Here is a 20,444-nt window from a genome sequence, read left to right as displayed (position 1 = left end):
AAGAAGGCTCGCTGCAATTGGGCAAGCTGTTTGGGGCTTCTTTCAACTTTCTGCGCCCACACAGCGCGCCGGAAGGCAGGTGCMGGTCGTCATCCCGGAACTGGCGGATCTTCCGCATATGCCGGCCCGGTGGACGAAGCTGATCGCCATGGCACAAGCGTTTCTCCAACAAGAGGCGGCCTGACTTTTTTGTCCTCCGGAGCCCGTTGAACAGAACTCCTGCCGGATTCGGCGAAGCGAACCCTTGACCAACCGAACACCGCCAAAGGTAAAATTCGGTCATGGCAAGGGCGGCTTTCTTATTGCCTTCTTTTTTGTCCCCGTCGCCCTTGATGACTCTTCCGCACCTTTGGCGGGTGTTGGTCAAGGGCGAATCCGGCCCTCCGCATGCCCCACGATGCTCAATGGGATGATCTGTGTGGAGTTTTCATAGAACTTTTGACGCTACCCTCCTCGCCGCCTTGTTCTTCCGTCAACGAAAATCGCGCTTCCACCCGTTTTCCGGCGTACCAAAGCAACAGAACGACTGCGGCGATCATCGCCGTGCGCAGCGGCTGATGGATGAGCGCCTTCAAGTCATAGCCGATAAAACTGATGGTAAACACCATGATCATCTTTCCTAGCAGCACCGCCAATACAAACTGCTGGCGGCTGATGCGCGACAGTCCGGCAACAATATTGACAAGCGCCGATGGGGTGAACGGAAAGCAATACAACAAAAACAGCGGACCAAATCCGTGTCGCTCAATCCAATGCATAAACTGCCGCACTTTCGGATGGCGGCGGACAAAGTGAAAAAAACGCTTCTGCCCCACTTTCCGCGTCAGCCAAAACACGATGAGCGAGCCAAGTGAAGCGCCTAGCCAAGAGATAAGAAACCCTTTCCATAGTCCAAACGCCGCTGCGTTCGCCATCACGAAGACGAACATGGGCAAAATGGGAAAAAACGACTCAAGCAACGTCGCTGCGATGCCGGGAAGCACGCCGAAAGAGCGGTATTGTTCGAGCAGGGAAAGGATGCTGTCGAGCGTGAACCATTGTTTGATTGTTTCCATATCCATGTCTATTCCCCATTCAAATGCCGTTTATATCTTTATTTTACACGTCCAGGCGCCTAATTTGAACTCATCTTTAGGAAAAACCATTTTTATCAATTTGTTCAGCTAACTCTGTTTTTCTTGCTGCATGCGAAATATGTATTGGAGTTTGCGCTCCCTCGCTTCCATCCGTTCGGACAGTTTCGTCCGGAGTTGAGCCGTTTTGTATAATTGATTGATAAACGATTTGTAGGAAACGTCGAGGAGTACACTTTTTCCGTTGCGGAAATAAACAACGGTCCGCTCATATTTGGCAGGCTCATACCGATAGACGTGCATGTGCGAGAGCCAAACGCAGCGGGAGTCACGCGGAGAGGCGGTTGGAAATACGTAAATTTCATTGGCCGGTTCAATGGCGATCGGCGCTTTATGAGTGATGCCGATGACGGCTTTCGTTCCTTCTTTCCTTCCTTGAAAGCTGCTTCCATAATAATCACAACTATGTTTAATAATATCGATCGGCGTTTGTTTGATGATATATTCGCCGTCCTCTTCAATGACTTTCGCGTATACATCGCTGTTTAAAAAGTATGGGAGAATCGCCATCGTATAACGGCTTACGATGAATTGTTCCAACACAATGAATTCATTGACTTTCATCCGTTCATCTCCTCCCTTAATCAACTCGCTCACTACTCCTATCATACCATCAACAGTTATATTTTTCTATATTTTGAAAAAAATCTAATGAAAAACCCATGACAATCGTCATGGGTGCTGCTAGGAATTTTCGAACGTTTGGCTGATTTCTTTGGCCGCCAAATATTCATTCGCCTGTTCCAACGCGGTATGTTCGCCGACCGAGTCGCCGGCATACGTCTCTTCATTCATCGACCATTGCTCAACATGAAGATCCGTACTGACGCGAAACTCGGCAGGCATCAGCTCCGGCAGGTTGCTTTTGTTTTTTTCCATCCCATCGCCTCCCTACGCCTATAGGATGCTCCATCTTTTTCCTTTTATACACGAAAAAAGCCCGGTCAAGCCGGGCTTTCGTCTTCGTTTGCGATCGGTCTGCATTACGCTGTCGTAAACTGTTCTTCTTCGGTTGATCCTTTCAAAGCGACGGTTGACGATTGGCCGCCGGAGATCACTTGGGCGACTTCGTCGAAATAGCCCGTGCCGACTTCGCGCTGATGGCGCGTCGCCGTGTAGCCGTACTTCTCGGCGGCAAATTCCGCTTGCTGCAGCTCGGCGTACGCCGCCATGCCGCGTTCTTTGTAGCCGCGCGCCAGTTCGAACATGCTGTAATTGAGCGCATGGAAGCCAGCCAAAGTGACAAATTGGAACTTGTATCCCATTTTACCGAGCTCTTGCTGGAATTTGGCGATCGTTTCGTCGTCCAATTTTTTCTTCCAGTTGAACGACGGCGAGCAGTTGTACGCCAGCAACTTGCCTGGGAATTTTTCATGAATCGCTTCGGCAAACCGGCGCGCCTCATCCAAATTCGGCTCGCTCGTCTCGCACCAAATGAGGTCGGCATACGGCGCATAGGCAAGCCCGCGGGCGATCGCTTGATCCAAACCGGCTCTTGTGCGATAGAAGCCTTCCGGTGTCCGTTCTCCAGTGATAAACTCTTGATCACGCGGGTCGATGTCGCTTGTGATCAAGTCAGCAGCGTTCGCGTCGGTGCGTGCGATGAGCACCGTCGGAACCCCCATGACATCGGCGGCCAACCGCGCCGCAATCAAGTTGCGAATCGCCGTTTGCGTCGGCAAAAGCACTTTGCCGCCTAAATGGCCGCATTTTTTCTCCGATGACAGCTGGTCTTCAAAATGGACGCCAGCCGCTCCGGCTTCAATCATTGCCTTCATGAGCTCAAAGACGTTCAGTTGGCCGCCGAACCCCGCCTCAGCGTCAGCGACGATCGGCACAAAGTAGTCCACGTCCCCGCTGCCTTCTAAGTATTGAATTTGATCCGCGCGCTGCAACGCTTGATTGATTCGCTTGACGACATGCGGAACGCTGTTGGACGGATACAGGCTTTGGTCCGGATACATCTGTCCGGCGAGGTTGGCGTCGGCCGCCACTTGCCAGCCGCTTAAATAAATCGCCTTCAAGCCTGCTTTCACTTGCTGCACCGCCTGATTTCCGGTCAGCGCGCCAAGGGCCGCGACGTAATCCTCTGTATGAAGCAGCTTCCATAATTTTTCCGCCCCGCGTCGAGCGAGCGTATACTCGATGTCAAGCGAGCCGCGCAGTTTAATGACATCCTCAGCGCTGTACGGACGGACGATCCCTTTCCAGCGCTCCTCATTTTTCCAACTTTCTTCTAATTGCCGGACACGTTCAGCAAATGACGCCATTTTTCCTTCCCCCATCTCTCTATTGTTATATTACATTATTATTATTTACGATTTTATTATATAACAGAAAAACGAAAGTGCAAGCCTTTTTTTGAAACTTTTTTTAATTAGGAAAATAGTCGCATATTGTTCATAAACATCGCGATTTTTTCGCTAATCTTTTTGATATGATCATATTGAGGAGTGATGAATGGTGAAAAAATGGTATACGTTAGCTACCTCTCTTGTCATCATCGGCATCAGCGTCGGCATCCTGTACTTTGCTGTCTACCAGCCATCGACGATGCGGCTTCCAAATGACGTGACGATGGAAACAGCATGGGGAAAATCATATGAGTTTGGCGACCTTCCGCCGAAAGTGCGGCTTGTCGAGTTTATTTATACAAACTGTCCGGATGTTTGTCCGAATACGACAGCGCAAATGGCAAAACTGCGCGATCGCCTAAAAAAAGCCGGGGTATTTGGGAGCAAGGTGGAATTCATCACGATCACGATCGACCCGGCGCGCGATACGAATGAAAAGCTGCAGACATATGCCAATGCGTTTGGAGTCATGAGCGACGGACAAGGTTGGGTGTTTTTGCGCGGCAGTGAAGCAGACACGAAAAAAGTAGCGGACGCCTTCCACTTTCAATACCGCGACCCGGGCAACGGCATGATCGTACACACGACGCTCGCCTACTTGCTTGGCCGCAACGGGCGTGTCGTCAAACAAATCGGCATGGGGACATCTCGATTTCATGTCGATGAGGTATATGAGGCGATTATGGAGGAATTGTCATAACCAAACAGCGAGTTTGCATACCTGTCGCAAAAGGAAAAGAGGAAGCGATGTCCGCTTCCCTTTTTAAACAAATAACGAATACAGGCTGAGCGCCGCAACCGCCGCAAGCACGACGATCATGACGTTGGCCCCAAGCCAAGCTGTGATGACGGCCGCTGCAAAACCGATGACACCGAACCAAAGATCATCTTGGACGAAAAAAACGTCAGGAATAATGAGCGCCCCAAGCACCGCATACGGCACGTTTTTCAGCACTCCTTGCCAAAACGACGGCAGCTCGACGCCGCCGAGCAACACAAACGGCAACAGGCGCGGCAAATAAGTAACGACCCCCATGCCGATGATCATCCATACGATCGTGCTATTCACCGCCGTTTCCCCCTTCCTTCGTCAGCCATTGAACGATGATGGCCGACAACAATGTAGCCAAAACGATCGACCAGCCTTTAGACAAGTGAAGAGCAAACGTGCCGATCGAGTTGAATAAAGCCGACAGCCCCGCCAGCCAGACGATTTTCCGCTGCTTTTTCAACGCTGGAACAAGCAGGCCGATAAACATGGCATACAAGGCAATCGACATGCTTTCTTGCAAACTTTCCGGCAAACCGGACCCAGCGGCATAACCGATGCCCGAGTTGACGACCCAACTGCCATACGCCATGGCAATGAGCCCAAACATATACGAGGCGTTGATCGTTCCTTCTTTCATCGCCGCCACCGAAAACGTTTCATCGGTAATGCCAAAGGCGTACAGCGCTTTTTTCCAAAGTGCATCCGGCTCAGCCTTTTCATTAAGGGACGCCGACATTAAAAAATGGCGAATGTTTAATATGAATGTCGTCAACACGATTTCAAACACCCCGGTGCCAGCGGTAAGCAGACTTAACGCGATATATTGCGAGGCGCCGGCGAAGACGACAATGCTCATGAGCACGGTCTCGGCGAACGTCAGTCCGGTTGTTTTGGCGAGCAGCCCAAACGCCAGCGCGATCGGCATATAGCCGATGGCGATCGCTACTCCTGCTTGCACCCCTTGGCGAAACGGCGCCATCTTGCCGGCTGCCCATGTCGTTTCCATCCATTCATCCCCTCCATTTGACTAGATTGATAACTTTATTGTCTAAAAATTCCTCTCATTTCGCAACCCGAACGTCCATCCGTTGTTTCCGCTCATGCCAAATACGAGACAAACGCAGAGAGAGACCAATCTATGATATAATCAAACTGATTCATGATTGATGGCAACAGAAAAGGAGTGCACGTCCATGTCAGTGAAACCGTATGTATTAACCGACCGCGGCATTTTCCTTTATGAACAAGTAACGTACCCGATGGAAGAGCGCGGCTTGCAATTTGGCGATGGCGTCTACGAAGTCGTCCGCTTATATAACGGGATATACGTTTGGCTTCGCGAGCATCTTGACCGGCTGTACCGTTCAGCGGCCGCCATTCGCCTATCCGTTCCGTTTGGCTGCGAAGAGCTCATCGAACGGCTTGAGGAGCTTCGCCGCCTCAACGATGTGCAGGAAGATGCGATTTTGTATTTGCAAGTGACGCGCGGCAGCTTCCCGCGCAACCATGCGTTTCCGGCGGAAAACCGGCCGAACTTGTACGCCTACATCCAGCCGATGGCGCGGAAAACCGAGGAAATGGCACATGGGGTGCGCGTGATTTTGACGAAAGATGTCCGCTGGGAATACTGTTACATTAAAAGCTTGAACTTATTGCCCAACGTATTGGCTAAACAAGAAGCGGTTGAGCGCGGAGCGTTTGAAGCGATTTTGTATCGCGACGGCGTCGTAACCGAAGGCAGCTCGTCAAACATTTTCCTTGTCAAAAATGAAACAGTGTACACCCATCCGGCCACCGCACGGATTTTAAACGGCATCGTCCGCACGAAAGTGAAGCAGTTTTGCGCTGAGCTTGGCATTCCATTTGTCGAAGAAGCGTTTTCCACCAACGACCTTGCGGAGGCGGACGAACTGTTTTTAACAAGCACGACTTCAGCGATTATCCCGATCATTCAAGTCGACGAAACGGTGATCCGAAGCGGCGCGCCGGGGGCGGTGACGAAGGCGCTGCAAGCCGCCTACCGACAAGCGACGCAACCAGCAACCCAAAATATCTGACCGGCCGACCGAACAGAAGAGGTGTCCCCTAGCCAACGAAGGACACCTCATTTCGTTTATGAGCTGAGCACGGCGCGGTCGCTCGCAAACTGGCTGCCGCGGATGCGTTGGAATGCCTCGAGCAGCCGTTCGACCGTCAGCCCCTCTTTTTCTTTTCCTTCCGCCACAAAAATGATTTGCCCGCCATCCATCATGATCAACCGGTTGCCAAGGCGAATCGCCTGCTCCATGTTGTGCGTCACCATGAGCGTCGTCAGGCGGTGCTGCTCAACAATTTGCTTCGTCAACTCCGTGACCAACTCCGCTCGCGCCGGGTCGAGGGCGGCGGTATGCTCATCAAGCAAAAGCAGATCTGGTTTTGTAAACGTCGCCATCAACAGCGAGAGCGCCTGCCGCTCCCCACCGGAAAGAAGCCCGACTTTGGCGGCGAGCCGGTCTTCAAGCCCTAAATGGAGCGTTCGCAGCGTCTCCCGAAACCACTCGCGCTTTTGCTTCGTGACGCCAAGGCTTAACGTGCGCCGCTTTGTCCGGTTGTAGGCGAGCGCCAAATTTTCCTCGATCGTCATATGCGGGGCGGTGCCAGCCATCGGGTCTTGAAAGACGCGGCCGATGTAGCGGGCGCGCGCATGCTCCTTGAGCGCGGTTACATTGCGGCCGTTGATCCACACTTCGCCGGTATCAGGAGACAGCCGTCCAGAAATGATGTTCATGAGCGTGGACTTGCCAGCGCCGTTGCTGCCGATAACGGTGACGAAATCGCCGGGAGCAAGCGTCAGATCAATGCCGCGCAAAGCGATTTTCTCGTCAGCCGTTCCTTCGTTAAACACTTTTGTAATTCGTTTTAGCTCCAGCAACGGTCTCCCCCCTATCCAACTGCCGCGCCCTCCGCTTTTTCCGCTGCCGTTCTTTTTGCGTCGCCAAGATGTTGGGCACGACGAGCGCCAGCATGACAATGAGCGCGGTAATCAATTTCACATCGCCCGTCTCCAAAAACTCGACGCGCAAAGCGAGCGCCAAAATAAGTCGGTAGACGATGGCGCCGCCGATGACCGCCCACGTCGCGCGTGCGACCGAACGGGCGCCAAACAACGCCTCTCCGATGATGACCGAAGCTAGGCCAATCACAATCATCCCAATTCCCATCCCCACGTCGCTGAATCCGCCATACTGGGCGACGAGCGCTCCGGAAAAAGCAACGAGCGCGTTCGACAGCCCAAGGCCAAACACGATCAACCAATCCGTGTTGGCGGAGAAGCTCGCCACCATCGGTTTGTTGTCCCCGGTCGCCCGCAAGGCAATCCCCACTTCCGTTTTCAGCAGCCAATCCAACAGCCCTTTGACCATTAGTGTGACAATCGCCATTGACACAAGCACCGCCCATGTCCGCGGCGCAAAGCCGGTGAAGGAAACAAGCTGGTTGAGCGCCGCATCCAACCCGGCTTGCTGCCAGGCGGCGGTGATTTTTGTGATGACCGTTTCCTGCTGCAACAGCGGAACGTTCGATTTGCCCATAATGCGCAAATTGATCGAATACAAAGCGATCATCATTAAAATGCCGGATAACAGTGGATTGATTTTCCCTTTCGTATGCAAAAGTCCGGTCAACACCCCGGCAGCAAAGCCAGCCAAAAGCGCCGCGGCTGAGGCGGCAAACGGGTTGGCTCCATTGACAATCAGCACGGCGGCGACGGACGCGCCGGTGACGAAGCTGCCGTCAACCGTCAGATCGGGAAAATCCAAAATGCGAAACGATAAATAGACGCCGAGCGCCATCACGGCGTAAATCAAGCCGGCTTCGACGGAACTGAACATCGCTGTCCACACAACTTTTCACCTACCTTTTCGGAAACACACCGAAGGCGCATGTGACACGTTGAGTGCAGAAACGCACTTTTACCTACTTTTTTGGAAACACCCCCCTCCTTCATCGAAGGAGGGACGGCCGCTTATTCAATATATTCCGCAATGGAATCCCATTCCGGATTGAGCTTGATGCCCATTTCTTGCGCTGCTTTTTTGTTGATGACAAGCTTCAATTTTTGTGGATATTGCACCGGCAAATCGGCTGGCTTTTTGCCGTTTTGCAAAATTTGCGCCGCCATTTCCCCGGCTTCGTAGCCGATGTCATAATAGTCGAACCCGTACGCCGCAAAACCGCCGCGCTTGACGGAATCCAGCTCACCAACAAAAAGCGGAATGTCGTGTTCATTCGCCACCTGGATCACCGACTCGAGCGCCGAGACGACCGTGTTGTCGGTGATGATGTACAGACAATCGACTTTGCCGACGAGCGACTCGGTCGCCTGCTTCACCTCTGCTGACGTCGATACTGATGCAGGAACGATTTGCAAGTCCGTTCCTTGCATCGCCTTTTTCACCTGTTCGATTTGAGCGACTGAGTTTTGTTCGCCGGCGTTATATACCATGCCGACACGGTTGCCTTTGATATATTTGTCAATAAACTGCACCGTTTTCGGAATGGCCTCCGGGTGCGTATCGGTCGTTCCTGTCACATTGCCGCCCGGTTTTTCCATCGATTGGACAAGCTGCGCGCCGACTGGGTCAGTCACCGAAGTGAACACGATCGGAATGTCTTTTGTCGCATTGAGCGCCGCCTGCGCGCTTGGCGTTGAGTTGGCAAAAATCAAGTCGACGCCGTCCGAAACAAAATTGTTGGCGATCGTTTGGTTGTTGCTTTGGTCGCCTTGGGCGATTTGCACGTCATACTCAACGGACAGCCCTTTGTCTTTTAACGCCTGCTGGAATCCCTTGCGCGCCGCATCGAGCGATGGATGCTCGACAATTTGCGTCACGCCGATTTTGTACGTCTTTTCTTTCTCACTCTTCCCGCCGCTTCCCTGGCTGCTTCCCGTCTCTTTCGCGCCGCCGCAGCCGCCAAGCAACAAAAAGCTGGCCGCGCACACCGCGGCGAGCCGCCGAATCGATTGGCCCATGATCCCATCCCCCTATGTAATGAAATTCAGTCCTTTTAAACTTTTATGCATTAAATTATATAAATTTCTCTCCTTATTTTCAATATACTATTCAAAAAAAAGAAAAGGTGCTGAAAATTCAGCACCATCAAGCGTGGGAAGACGCGAGCCGCTCTTTTAACGCTCTTCGCAAAATTTTTCCTGTCGCATTTTTCGGCAGCTCGTCCAAAAAGTCAATCGCGCTCGGCACTTTATATTTTGCCAACCGCTCACGGCAGTAAGCGATGAGCTCTGCTTCCGTCAGCTCCCGATTTTTCGCGACGACATACGCCCGCACCGCCTCTCCGTAATCCGGGTCCGGCACGCCGATCACCGCGGCTTCAACGACATCCGGATGGCTGTACAGCACTTCTTCGACTTCGCGCGGATACACGTTGTAACCGCCGACGATAATCATCTCTTTCTTTCGGTCGACGATATAGAAATAGCCGTCCTCGTCCATGCGCGCCAAATCGCCGGTGTGCAGCCAGCCGTCGCGCAAGGCGGCCGCTGTCTCTTCGGGCATTTTGTAGTACCCTTTCATGACGTTCGGCCCGCGAACGACAAGCTCGCCGACTTCGCCGACGGGCACTTCTTCTCCGTATTCGTTGACGACCTTATTTTCAACGTTTTTGATGCTCGTTCCAATCGAACCGGGTTTGCGCGGCCGGTCGAGCGGATTGAAGCAGGTGACGGGGGACGCCTCCGAGAGCCCGTACCCTTCCGAGATGATGACATTGAACTTTTTCTCAAAGTTTTCAAGCAAGGCGACCGGCATCGAAGCGCCGCCCGAGATGCAGAGGCGGAGCGTTCGCAAATCGTCTGCGCTTCCTCCCTCATGCTGGTAAAGGAAGTTGTACATGGTCGGCACGCCGGCAAAAATCGTCGCTTTTTCCTCGCGGGCCAGCTGGAACAACTTCGACGGGCTGAACTTTGGCATGATGAGCACCGTTCCGCCGTTCATCAGCGGGGCATTGAGCGCCACGGTCAAGCAAAAGACATGAAACATCGGCAAGGCGGCAATGACGCGATCGTTTTCGTTGATGCCTAAATAATCGGCCGTATCTTGAGCATTGCTGTATATGTTTTTATGAGTGAGCATCGCCCCTTTCGGCTTGCCGGTCGTCCCCGATGTGTACAAAATGACGGCGACATCGTCATCATCCAGTTCAGGGCCGGTAAAATCCGGGCTGCCGTCCGCTAACACTTCTGCAAACGATTTCATTCCTTCCGACAGGGAAATGGCTTTTTCCTTCCCTTCCGGCGTTTCACAAACGATTGCATGCTCGAGCAACGGAAGCCGCTTCTTCGCCTCCGCAAACAACGGGGCGAGCAAGTCGAGGCCGATCACCGCCTTGACGTCGCCGTTATGCAAAATGTAAGCGATTTCTTCCGGCGTATAAATCGGATTGATCGGAATGACGGTCGCCCCAAGCCGCAACGCCCCATACAAGCCGATGACAAACTGCGGCGAGTTGCCAAGCAACAAGGCGATATGGTCGCCTCGGCGAACGCCAAGCCGCGCCAACCCGTCGGCAAATCGGGAAATGGCTTCGTCCAATTGTTGATACGTGCACCGCTCTTTCATGAACACATACGCTTCCTTGTCCGGCAGCTGCTTAGCGATTTGCGCCAGCCGCGTCGTTACGTTCATATAAGCTCCTCCCCCAAAATGAATGAATGACCATTCATTTTATAAGTAAAAAAATTCGAACTATATTCATTATAAAAAAAAGAACAGCAAAGGGCAAGGGGAAGCGTTTCCTTTGCTGTTCTCTTTTGTTTTGGCCTATTGCGCCCACGTTAGGCCAGTGCGGGCGAGGCGAATGACGCCGCGGAACGTCCGGCCAGCCTCCTCAACCAGCTGCTCGTGCCGGCCAACGTGCGGCAAATGCGTCAACCATAATTCTCCGACACGTGCTCCCTCCGCGATGGCCGCCGCCTCCTCGCTCGTCATATGCCCGGCCGGCGCTGCGTTTTGCCCAGCGTAAAAGTTGCACTCGCAAATGAACAAGTCGGCTCCTTTGGCAAACGACAGAAACTCCGGTATGTAGCTTGAATCGGCCGTATAAACAACCGTCTTGCCGCCAGCAGTAATGCGCATCGCGTAGCATGGCACCGGATGAACCGTTTTCATAAATGTGATCGAAAACGGCCCAACAGCCAGCGTCCCATTCGGATCATAGGCCCTCCCTTCCGTAATGCCGCTATGCGTCAAGCGGGAAAACGCCGCCTCGTCTTCCGCATGGCCGTAAATCGGCAAGACGGGAAGGTCAGCCCCCAAATTTTTCTGAATGAGACGCGCGTATTGGATCGGGCCGATGTCGGCGATATGGTCGTAATGGTAATGGGAGATGACGACCGCATCTAAGTTTTCCACAGCCGTATAATTTTGCAGCTTGGCAAGCGCCCCGCTTCCGCAATCGACGAGCAGGCGAAATCCGTCATGCTCGAACAAATACGCCGATGTCGCTTCATTGGCGGCAGGAAATCCTCCCCAATAGCCGATGACCGTCACTTTCATTTTCTGTTCTCTCCTTCCATTCGTTTTGTCTTCATCATACACAACCGCGCCTATTTTTTCATCTTTGTTGATTTTTGTTTTAAAACACCTATTGACATTTTGTTATGTGTTATAATACAATGGAATTACCAAGACAACGGAGGGGATCGGAATGTTGACCAAAGTGTTAGAATTTTTCAGAAACTTGCCGCCTAAAAAATGTCTGCACTGCGGCAAAGAGATTGACGAGCAACATGAATGCTACGGCAACACGTGCTCTGATTGCCTTGGCGCCGCTTACCGCCAATAGGTGAGCGGAAGCATCCCTTGCGTCGCGGCGCCGGCTGCCCCGCCGGCGTTAGGCTGTTCCCCGATGCAGCCTGCCTTTTCTCTTTACTGCCTCCAGCTAGGAGGCATTTTTTTGCTAACCTCGGGACTGCCATCGCACACATCTGTTCTATGGCGGCCCATCTGCAAAAAGCAACCTCCCGTCCTAGCAAACGGTTTTCCTTTCAGCCATTTTCCGCCCATTGTTTGATCCCGGATATTGGCCAATACGAAAGGCGTCCCAATCTTTTTGGGACGCCTTCGAGACGGACTTTATGGTTCAATCATCACACTTGAGCCGCTGTTTCCGTTTCCGTCCATACCGCATAACGGCGGCGATACAGAAGGAGAAAATACGCGAGCGTCGCCAAGGCAAAGACCGCGGCTGTCGCAAGCAATATCGTTGTTTCCTTCCACATGACCGAAAAATCACCGCTTGAAATGACCGCTCGCAACCCGCGGATCGCATGGGTCATCGGCAGTCACGGATGGAGCGACTGCAACGCACTCGGAACGAGCTCAATCGGATACGTGCCGGCGCTTCCAACTAGCTGGGTAATCAATAGCAAAATGGCAAGAAACCGGCCCGGATTGTCAAACACGGTGACAAGGAATTGAACGATCATCATAAACGTTATGCTGATGATCCAAGTGAACAAATGCCAAGCAAATGAATGTTTTTCCTTCAGCCGCTTGACGACATCGTCGCCAAGATGCATCGGTTCGCCGTCAAGCTTAGCTCCTTGGTCTTCATTGACGACAGCGACCGGCAGGCGGTCCAAATGACCGTATGGGTCCCAAAACGCCCATAAAAACGACCCGCTGTACAGAAGAGGAATGAACAGAACAGCAAGGATCAGGATTAAACACTTTCGGGCGGAGCACGATGGCCCGCAGCTCTTTTCGCAGCATATGGCGCTCCCTCCTTTGTACAGATGACCAAATTGTCCATATGGTCAATTTTCAACAAAAAAAGAGGATCATCTACCTCGACAATCCTTGCAAAAAATAGAGCGTAAACAATTCAGCAATTTGTTCTTTTGTCAACGGTTCATGATCTTTTTCCCAATCGACGATCAAGGCGATGTACGTCTTGAGCATCAAAAACGCCGTAATTTCCGAATTGCACGGGCGAATCTCCCCTTTTTCCACCGCCGCATCAATTTTTTGCCGAATGAATTCGACCATTGCCCTGTCCAGTTTGGCAAGCACTTCTTGCACCGCCGCCGTACCGATATTGCGCACTTCTTGAAGCAGCTTCGCCGTCAGCTGATGGCGCTGGCGAAATTCCAAAATGCGGTACAAGGCGCGGTGGACGTTTTCGGAAAACGGCAGCGACGAGTCCATCGCCAGCTCCGCTTCCGCCTTGATTTCCACAATCAATCCGGAGACGATTTCATCGAGCAGTTCCTCTTTGCTTTTAAAAAACGTGTAGATCGTCCCCTTGCCGACGTTGGCGAGCTTGGCGATCTGCTCCATCGTCGTCGCTTTGTAGCCAAAGGCAGCAAACGATTGGGCCGCCGCTTCGATGATTTGCCGTTTGCGGTCGCTTGCCATACTCCTCATCCTTCAAACTGACTAAATGAACAATTTGGTCAATCCGTATTAATCATATCATGAATCAGCCTCGATGTAAAGGTTGAAACGAGCATGGCCTTGTGCATCGGAAGCCAATCGCTTCCCGCCATCTGAAGGCGTAAAACTGCCACATAAAACACCCATGCGCGCGTTTTGCGCTCCACTCGGCATGAAAACGGAAACTCCATACACTCGCATTTTCACGGAAAACATCCATGAGCCATTTTTGCACTTTTCCCCAGGCATGAACATGGCCGCTCAAGGCGTATGTATTTTCATACGAAAAAGACGGGCGGGCGAGCGTCCGCCATCGAACGGAAGCGGCGAACCGTTCGGCCGTTTACAAATTGTTTGTTAATGGACGCTGCTATACATAGTAGATGCTCGCTCCACCGCTGTCGGCTGCAAGTACTCAAGCACATCGCGGGCCGCTTTTTCGCCTTGGTCAATGCAATCCGGCAATCCGAGCCCTTCGTATGAGCTGCCGGCCAAAAACACCCCCGGCAGCGCATCGCCCATCTGCCGTTTAATGTGCGCCAGCCGCTCGCGGTGCCCGACCGTGTATTGCGGCATGGCCCGCTTCCAGCGCGAGATGACGGCGAACTCCGGTTGGCCGGCAATATTCATCACTTTATTTAAATCATCCAATACAACGCGGACGATCTCATCATCAGGTTGGTCGACGATCTCCTCATCGCCCGGGCGCCCGACGTAGCCGCGCAAGAGCGCCTTGCCAGGCGGCGCGGTGTGCGGCCATTTTTTATGCGTCCATGTGCACGCCGTCATCGTGTAATCGCTGCGGCGCGAAACGACAAACCCGGTGCCGTCAATGTCTTGGCGGATCGCCTCCTCCGGGAATGCGAGCGCCACCGTCGCCACCGACGTCAGCGGCACTGAACGGAACGGGGCGAAAAACGGATAGTCAGCGAACATGTCAGGCACAACATGATGCGGTGTTGTCACGATGATGCCGTCTGCCCCCCACACCTCTCCTGTGCTCAGTTGCAGCCGATACGCCGAATCGGTGCGAACGATCCGCTCGACACGCACCCCTTTGATGACGCTGCCCGGCTCAAGCCGTTTTTCCACTTCATCAACGAGCGACTGCAAGCCCGTTTTTAACGTCTGGAACGCCCCTTTCCGCTCTTTTTGCTCTTTCGGCGTCGTTCGTCTCGCTCCACGGACAAGGCTTCCGTATTTTTGCTCAAGCTGAAAAAACTGTGGAAACGTCGCCATTAGGCTCATCTCATCGATGTCGCCGGCGTAAATGCCGGAAAGCAGCGGTTCGATGAGATTGTCCACCACCTCATCGCCGAGGCGGCGGCGGAAGAAGCGGCCAAGCGGCATATCACCATCGACTTTCACCGGCGGCAGCACAAAGTCAAGCGTCGCCCGCAGCTTGCCGGCTGGGGAAAACAGTCCGGTCGTTAAAAACGGGGTGATGCGCGTCGGAATGCCCATCACCGCTCCGCCCGGAATTGGATAGAGTTTGCCGTTGACCAAAATGTACGATGTTCCGGTCGCGTTATGAACGATCTCATGTTCAAGGCCGACTTCCTTCACAAGGCGAAACGCGCTCGTTTTCCGCGCCAAAAACGAGTCTGGACCGCGTTCAATGACAAAACCGTCGCGGACGACCGTCTGCACTTTTCCGCCGAGCCGGTGCGTCGCCTCGACAAGTTTGCATGCAAGTGGGAGGCGTTGCTCTCGAATCGCTTTTTGCAAGTAGTAAGCGGCCGTCAAGCCGGTAATGCCCCCACCGATGACGACGACCGTCCGTTGCCCTTTATTCATGTCGATCGCCTTCTTCCGCCCACCGCTTTAGTACAACCGACGCCAATGCATCAATAAACAATGGATTCGTGTTGGGCATCTCCGGTCGGTAATAGCGAGCTCCGATCTCTTCCGTCACCTGTTTGCACTCAATGTCGTTGTCATACAACACTTCCAAATGGTCGGCGACAAAACCGACCGGCGCGTAAACGAACGACGTATAGCCGCGCTCTTGATGAAGCTGGCGCGTCAAGTCTTGCACGTCCGGCCCAAGCCATGGTTCCGGCGTCTGACCGGCGCTTTGCCAGCCGACGGCATAGTGGGCGACGCCGGCTTGCTCAGCGATTCGTTTCGCTGTATCTTCGAGCTGCGTTGGATACGGGTCACCGGCTTGAATAATTTTTTCCGGCAAACTATGTGCGGATACGATCAGCACAGCTCGCTCCCGCTCACGTTCCGGCATGGCGGCAAAAATCGCTCGCACTTGTTCCGCCCAATATTGCAAAAACTTCGGCTCGTCATACCATTGATCAATCGTGTAAATGGTCGGCCCGCCGAGCTTTTCCGCTGCCGCTTTCGCCCGCTCATTGTACGAGCGAATGCTGAATGTGGAATAATGGGGCGCTAGGACGATCCCGATCGCTTCTTTGATGCCGTCATCATGCATGCGCTCGACGGCATCCTCAATGAACGGCTCAATATGTTTGAGCCCTAAATACATGCGAAACTCGACTTCATCTTGCACTTCGTTCAGCCGCTCCTCGAGCCGTTTCGCCTGCTCTTCCGTAATTTTAGCAAGCGGCGACAACCCGCCGATCGCCCGGTAGCGCGCTTTTAAATCCTCGATTTGTTCTTGCGGCGGCTTGCGCCCATGGCGAATGTGCGTATAATACCGTTCAATATCATCTTCCCGGTACGGCGTTCCGTACGCCATCACGAGCAGCCCCACCTTTTTTTTCACCATTGTGCCACCCCCTCGTTTAGTTCGTTGACGTATATTCGTGGATAAAAGCGGTCAGACGCTTCAGTGTCGCCGGCTGAACATCCGGAAAAATGCCGTGGCCTAAGTTGAAGATGTAGCCCGGCCGTTCCATCCCTTCGTCCAAAATGCGCTTCACCCGTTCTTCGATCACGTCCCACGGCGCAAGAAGCACCGCCGGATCCAAGTTGCCTTGAATGGCTTTCGCAATGCCTTGGCGACGCGCTTCGCGAATCGACAGCCGCCAGTCAAGGCCGATGACATCAAGCGGCAAGTCGTTCCACTCATGCACTAAGTGACTGGCGCCGACGCCAAACATAATGAGCGGAGCCCCTTCTTCCCGCAAAGCGGCAAAAATGCGCGCCATCGCCGGCTTGATAAACGTCCGGTAATCGTCAGCATTGACGGCGCCAACCCAAGAATCAAAAATTTGCACGGCGCTTGCCCCTGCCCGAATTTGCGCCCGCACATAACGAATCGTCATCTCAGCGAGCTTGTCCATTAAGGCGAACCACGCTCTCGGTTCAGCATACATGAACGCTTTCGTCTTATGATAATTTTTTGACGGACCGCCTTCAATCATGTAGCTCGCCAACGTAAACGGCGCCCCGGCAAACCCGATGAGCGGCACATCCAACTGTTCGTTGACAAGGAGCCGAATCGTTTCAAACACATACGGCACATCATGTTCTGGATCAATCTCCCCAAGCCGCTCGACGTCTTGAAGCGAGCGAATCGGATTCGCGATCACCGGCCCGACGCCGCCCTGAATCTCGACGTCCACGCCAATGGCCGGCAGCGGTGTCATAATGTCTTTATATAAAATGGCGGCATCGACGCCATATTGCTCAACTGGAAGTCTCGTGACGTACGCGCAAAGCTCCGGTTGATGCGTAATTTCAAACAGCGAATATTTTTCTTTCAGCGCCCGATACTCTGGTTGCGACCGTCCGGCTTGCCGCATATACCAAACCGGCACGTACGATGTTTGTTCGCCGCGGCAGGCGCGCAAAAATGTATCGTTGATCTGTCTAGTCATCTCCATCCGCCTTTCTTTCCTCACAATCCCGTCAACGGTTTCGCGTTTTCTTACCTTTAAACGTTGCCTATCTCCTTTTCACTATACAGCTTTCCGTACCCAATGTATAGAGAAGAAGGCGAACTGTCAAAAAATCGACCGATTTTTAAGTCCATGCCCATTATAGCAAAAAAGCTGCCCCGGCCGCACGGGACAGCTTTCGTTTCAGATGAGAAACATGGCGACAACGGTCGTAACCACCAAGCCGACAGCAACAGGAATGAGGTTGCGGCGCGCCAGCTCAAACGGGTCGACCCCACAGATCGCTGCCGCCGGAATGAGCGCCCATGGAACGAGCGTGCCGCCGCCGACCCAAATGGCAGCAATTTGACCGAGCGCCGTCAACGTCGCCGTTCCGCCGCCGATCGCTACAGAAAACAAATGGGCGACCGAACCGGCGAGCGAGATGCCAGAAAACCCGGAGCCGTCAAGACCAGTAATCGCCCCGACGATCGTGAGCGTGACCGCCCCCACCTCATTGTTCAGCGGCACCGCATGAGCCAAGGCAACCCCTAAATCGTTGACGATGCCTTGCGATGCCTGCGGCAAATAGTCGCCGATGATTTTCACAAACCCAGCATCGCCAAGATAGAAAAACGCGGCGATCGGAATAACGGGGCCGAATACTTTAAATCCGAATTGGAACCCTTCTATAAAGTAATTCGTCACTTCCGCAAAGCTTTCTTGCCGATGGGCGAGAACGGAGATGAGAATCAAAATGAAAATCGCCGTTCCACCGACCAAGGAGGTCGCTTCCCCGCCTTGCAACCGCAAATAAAACATCGCGATGACATCAAGGGCAAACAAAATCGGAATCAACAGCGCGAGCCATTTTTTCGTTTGTCCCGTCAGTAAATGGCTTGTTTTTTCCAGCGTTGAATCGACCGTTGCAGCCATTTCCGCCTCCCCGCTTGCAAGTAGCCCTCGCTTCATGTCACGGCGCAGCAAGTAAAACGCGGTAACCGTTGTGACGACCCCCATTACAAAAACAAGCGGCACGCTGGCAGCAATGACATCGCCGACCGGCAGCCCGGCGGCATCGGCCGTTAATTTCGGCGCCCCTTGGATGATAAAATCGCCGGAAAGCGCGATGCCATGCCCGAACAAGTTCATCGCCATCGCCACTCCGAGCGACAACAAAATAAACAATAAAAAGGCGGATCACTCCGCCTTCTTTTTTTATGATGGACAAAAAAGAGCCTACTCAAAGTGAGTAGGTTTACTTAGTGAACTACCCACCACCTACGCTTCGCTTAGAGGTGGGGGCTTCAAGCGACTTGTGTGTGTTCGCTGAACGGTAAGCCACACACAAGAACCCTTTACGCTTCCCTTCGTTCCGAAGGTGTCCGTTCTAGCCATATTCTATCATATTCGTTGGCTAACGCCAACCGAAATTCATCTCCCACTTTCACTGGTGCTGGCGCACCTTCACGTTTAGAAGTAGGAGACTTCTTTCGGAGGGAAGATAAAAACAAAAAATCCCCTGCCGAGTGGCAAGGGATTACTTTATGCGCAATTTTTGTCCAACACGGATTACATTTGCGTTTTTAATGTTGTTCAATTTTTGTAGTGTTGCAACCGTTGTATTGTGTTTCGCTGCAATTTGTGACAACGTATCGCCTTTTTTCACAGTGTACATCTGTACTTTTGGCTTTGATTGCACTCCGGCTACTGCACTGGTTGCTTTTTCTTGTTGAGGTGGCCGCTTTCCTGAGCGTAAGTCAGCAAAAGAAAGGCCGAACGTGTATTGAAAATGAGGATAATCCTTGAAATCCTTCCAATCGCCTCCCCATTCGAGTCCGAGTGACTTCCCGATCGCGCCAACACGCTTCCACTGCTCATCAACCTTCCAGTTCACGCTGCCGTCATCGTTCAGTACAGCGAAGTCAAAGGCAAGACCGTAATTGTGGTAAGAATAGCCGCCCTTCGCGTTGGTGACGATTTTCCCCGGTTTCGTCCGGCCTTGTGCGTACAACTCGTTCTGTTCCTCGACAGTCCGCAAGCCTTGCGTGATGATGATATTGATACCTTCTCGATATGCCTTTTCGATGAGTTGGCGCGCTTTCGCCGCGACAACGGGATGAACACCTTTCAGCTTCTTTTCTGCACGCTCCAACAATTCCTTGAGTCCGATAGTCATTGTTTTTCCTCCTTATCTTCGGATAATTGCTCCAAGGTTTTTAAAATAAACGGTGGCACTTTAATTCCGAGCTTTCCTAAATTCTCCACAATTGAAACGCCTTCGGTACCGATCAGAAACATCAACATCGCGTCGCGCAGAAAGCCATCCTTGTTACCCACGATGATGTCCAATTGATTCGCTACAATAACAAAGGTGATCATCCCCACTTTCTTCCCTAAACCTCTAAATGCACGATTGGAGCTTACTTTTTGGGCTTTGGCGCCTACCAGAAGACCTGTCACATAATCACAAACCATAAAAATAGCCAAGGCGGCCACAAGGTTGTCGAGGCCGCCCAAAAGATATGCCAATGTGATGGAGGTACCACCTGTAATGGCTGTCCATAGAGTATCCGTATTTTTCATTTTTTCTCCTCTCTTTCTCTAAAAGGCCGGTGAATTAATGGGGCATAGACTTCCCTCATGTCGAATTTTGGAGACCATTCTCCCCGCCATTTGGCGCCAAAGGACGGGAAGACGAGCAGGACTTCCTGCTCCAAATTCCGTTTTTGCGCACGCCAAAGAGCCGGTCCCCCCTCGTTTTTTTCGAAACCGGCACAATCGCTTCAGATTTTGCACGACGGCGGTCAACAGCGCCTGTTCTTCCATGGCGTCCAGGCCCCGGCTTCGGGCCCGGTCCAGCCCATGACATTCCTTCCCTTCGGCGAACACATGCTCACAACGCGTGCGAAGGGCTTGAATCGATCGATAACCGCMCTGTTGCTGAAYGAGCCTCG

General features: G+C 52.7%; 23 protein-coding genes and 2 pseudogenes. 4 read left to right on the top strand and 21 right to left on the bottom strand.

Going from position 1 to position 20,444, the window contains the following annotated elements; all coding sequences use genetic code 11:
• Window positions 1-184: pseudogene (locus B1A75_RS17840) on the top strand (DDE-type integrase/transposase/recombinase); the annotation flags it as partial.
• Between the two features lie 217 nt (window positions 185-401).
• Here B1A75_RS17840 and B1A75_RS17835 read toward each other — a convergent pair.
• The 4 genes from B1A75_RS17835 to aceA all read right to left on the bottom strand — a co-directional run bounded on the left by B1A75_RS17835 (window position 402) and on the right by aceA (window position 3,403).
• On the bottom strand, window positions 402-1,061 hold the full coding sequence (locus B1A75_RS17835; RefSeq protein ID WP_079936634.1) for a TVP38/TMEM64 family protein: 660 nt from the start codon (window positions 1,059-1,061) through the stop codon (window positions 402-404).
• Between the two features lie 102 nt (window positions 1,062-1,163).
• Window positions 1,164-1,697: a competence protein ComK gene (locus tag B1A75_RS17830; RefSeq protein ID WP_074043063.1), complete on the bottom strand. Its 534-nt coding sequence runs from the start codon at window positions 1,695-1,697 to the stop codon at window positions 1,164-1,166.
• Between the two features lie 120 nt (window positions 1,698-1,817).
• A complete protein-coding gene (locus tag B1A75_RS17825; RefSeq protein ID WP_074043064.1) occupies window positions 1,818-2,012 on the bottom strand; it encodes a hypothetical protein in 195 nt (64 codons plus the stop codon).
• A 104-nt stretch (window positions 2,013-2,116) separates the two neighbouring features.
• The gene (gene aceA / locus B1A75_RS17820) at window positions 2,117-3,403 is read right to left on the bottom strand and encodes an isocitrate lyase (RefSeq protein ID WP_074043065.1); all 1,287 of its coding nucleotides are present in this window, start codon (window positions 3,401-3,403) and stop codon (window positions 2,117-2,119) included.
• 193 nt (window positions 3,404-3,596) lie between these two features.
• On the opposite strand from aceA, the gene B1A75_RS17815 reads away from it, so the two are divergent.
• Window positions 3,597-4,187, top strand: a complete 591-nt coding sequence (locus tag B1A75_RS17815) for an SCO family protein (protein WP_074043074.1) — start codon at window positions 3,597-3,599, stop codon at window positions 4,185-4,187.
• Window positions 4,188-4,250: 63 nt separating this feature from the next.
• Here B1A75_RS17815 and B1A75_RS17810 read toward each other — a convergent pair whose 3' ends face one another.
• Together B1A75_RS17810 and B1A75_RS17805 are read right to left on the bottom strand one after the other, a co-directional pair.
• On the bottom strand, window positions 4,251-4,556 hold the full coding sequence (locus B1A75_RS17810) for an AzlD domain-containing protein (protein WP_074043066.1): 306 nt from the start codon (window positions 4,554-4,556) through the stop codon (window positions 4,251-4,253).
• Window positions 4,549-5,265: an AzlC family ABC transporter permease gene (locus B1A75_RS17805; protein ID WP_074043067.1), complete on the bottom strand. Its 717-nt coding sequence runs from the start codon at window positions 5,263-5,265 to the stop codon at window positions 4,549-4,551. Before B1A75_RS17805 ends, B1A75_RS17810 begins: the two co-directional genes overlap by 8 nt.
• A 187-nt stretch (window positions 5,266-5,452) precedes the next feature.
• Between B1A75_RS17805 and dat the strand changes: the two genes are divergently transcribed.
• Entirely contained in the window at window positions 5,453-6,316 is an 864-nt protein-coding gene (dat, locus tag B1A75_RS17800) for a D-amino-acid transaminase (RefSeq protein WP_074044586.1), read from the top strand.
• Between the two features lie 56 nt (window positions 6,317-6,372).
• On the opposite strand, the gene B1A75_RS17795 is transcribed toward dat, so the two are convergent.
• The 5 genes from B1A75_RS17795 to B1A75_RS17775 all read right to left on the bottom strand — a co-directional run bounded on the left by B1A75_RS17795 (window position 6,373) and on the right by B1A75_RS17775 (window position 11,812).
• Complete coding sequence (locus B1A75_RS17795) at window positions 6,373-7,170, bottom strand: ABC transporter ATP-binding protein (protein ID WP_074044587.1); 798 nt, start codon at window positions 7,168-7,170, stop codon at window positions 6,373-6,375.
• Complete coding sequence (locus B1A75_RS17790; RefSeq protein WP_074044600.1) at window positions 7,136-8,128, bottom strand: ABC transporter permease; 993 nt, start codon at window positions 8,126-8,128, stop codon at window positions 7,136-7,138. Before B1A75_RS17790 ends, B1A75_RS17795 begins: the two co-directional genes overlap by 35 nt.
• Before the next feature lie 134 nt (window positions 8,129-8,262).
• A complete protein-coding gene (locus B1A75_RS17785; protein WP_074044588.1) occupies window positions 8,263-9,270 on the bottom strand; it encodes an ABC transporter substrate-binding protein in 1,008 nt (335 codons plus the stop codon).
• Window positions 9,271-9,397: 127 nt separating this feature from the next.
• Window positions 9,398-10,942, bottom strand: a complete 1,545-nt coding sequence (locus B1A75_RS17780; protein WP_079936632.1) for a fatty acid--CoA ligase family protein — start codon at window positions 10,940-10,942, stop codon at window positions 9,398-9,400.
• Between the two features lie 135 nt (window positions 10,943-11,077).
• Window positions 11,078-11,812, bottom strand: coding sequence for an MBL fold metallo-hydrolase (locus B1A75_RS17775; RefSeq protein WP_033024804.1), 735 nt, complete (start codon window positions 11,810-11,812; stop codon window positions 11,078-11,080).
• A 151-nt stretch (window positions 11,813-11,963) separates the two neighbouring features.
• On the opposite strand from B1A75_RS17775, the gene yhfH reads away from it, so the two are divergent.
• Complete coding sequence (gene yhfH / locus B1A75_RS17770) at window positions 11,964-12,101, top strand: protein YhfH (RefSeq protein ID WP_074044590.1); 138 nt, start codon at window positions 11,964-11,966, stop codon at window positions 12,099-12,101.
• Between the two features lie 304 nt (window positions 12,102-12,405).
• On the opposite strand, the gene B1A75_RS20445 is transcribed toward yhfH, so the two are convergent.
• From B1A75_RS20445 to B1A75_RS17715, 10 genes and pseudogenes are all read right to left on the bottom strand, one after another.
• Complete coding sequence (locus tag B1A75_RS20445) at window positions 12,406-12,594, bottom strand: ABC-2 transporter permease (protein WP_198527186.1); 189 nt, start codon at window positions 12,592-12,594, stop codon at window positions 12,406-12,408.
• Between the two features lie 6 nt (window positions 12,595-12,600).
• Complete coding sequence (locus B1A75_RS20440) at window positions 12,601-12,948, bottom strand: hypothetical protein (protein WP_254866657.1); 348 nt, start codon at window positions 12,946-12,948, stop codon at window positions 12,601-12,603.
• Between the two features lie 154 nt (window positions 12,949-13,102).
• The gene (locus B1A75_RS17760; RefSeq protein ID WP_033024803.1) at window positions 13,103-13,675 is read right to left on the bottom strand and encodes a TetR/AcrR family transcriptional regulator; all 573 of its coding nucleotides are present in this window, start codon (window positions 13,673-13,675) and stop codon (window positions 13,103-13,105) included.
• A 375-nt stretch (window positions 13,676-14,050) separates the two neighbouring features.
• Window positions 14,051-15,490 carry a protoporphyrinogen oxidase gene (gene hemY, locus B1A75_RS17750; protein ID WP_074044591.1) on the bottom strand — a complete coding sequence of 480 codons (1,440 nt, stop codon included), beginning with the start codon at window positions 15,488-15,490 and terminating at the stop codon, window positions 14,051-14,053.
• The gene (gene hemH, locus B1A75_RS17745; protein WP_079936631.1) at window positions 15,483-16,433 is read right to left on the bottom strand and encodes a ferrochelatase; all 951 of its coding nucleotides are present in this window, start codon (window positions 16,431-16,433) and stop codon (window positions 15,483-15,485) included. The genes hemY and hemH overlap by 8 nt, the downstream gene beginning before the upstream one ends.
• Window positions 16,434-16,449: 16 nt before the next feature.
• Window positions 16,450-17,487: a uroporphyrinogen decarboxylase gene (gene hemE / locus B1A75_RS17740; RefSeq protein WP_074044601.1), complete on the bottom strand. Its 1,038-nt coding sequence runs from the start codon at window positions 17,485-17,487 to the stop codon at window positions 16,450-16,452.
• 204 nt (window positions 17,488-17,691) lie between these two features.
• A pseudogene (locus B1A75_RS17735) lies at window positions 17,692-18,666 on the bottom strand (hypothetical protein); the annotation flags it as partial.
• A 361-nt stretch (window positions 18,667-19,027) separates the two neighbouring features.
• Window positions 19,028-19,666 (bottom strand): LysM peptidoglycan-binding domain-containing protein, encoded by a 639-nt coding sequence (locus tag B1A75_RS17725; RefSeq protein WP_079936630.1) that lies wholly within the window; start codon window positions 19,664-19,666, stop codon window positions 19,028-19,030.
• A complete protein-coding gene (locus B1A75_RS17720; protein WP_042381910.1) occupies window positions 19,663-20,073 on the bottom strand; it encodes a phage holin family protein in 411 nt (136 codons plus the stop codon). Before B1A75_RS17720 ends, B1A75_RS17725 begins: the two co-directional genes overlap by 4 nt.
• Before the next feature lie 18 nt (window positions 20,074-20,091).
• On the bottom strand, window positions 20,092-20,444 hold a 353-nt coding region (locus B1A75_RS17715; protein ID WP_176202441.1), incomplete at its 5' end, for a transposase.

The organism is Geobacillus sp. LEMMY01, from assembly GCF_002042905.1.
GTDB classification, from domain to species: domain Bacteria; phylum Bacillota; class Bacilli; order Bacillales; family Anoxybacillaceae; genus Geobacillus; species Geobacillus proteiniphilus.
Note: the sequence above shows the minus strand (reverse complement) of the source record. Positions and strands in the feature narration are given on the sequence as shown.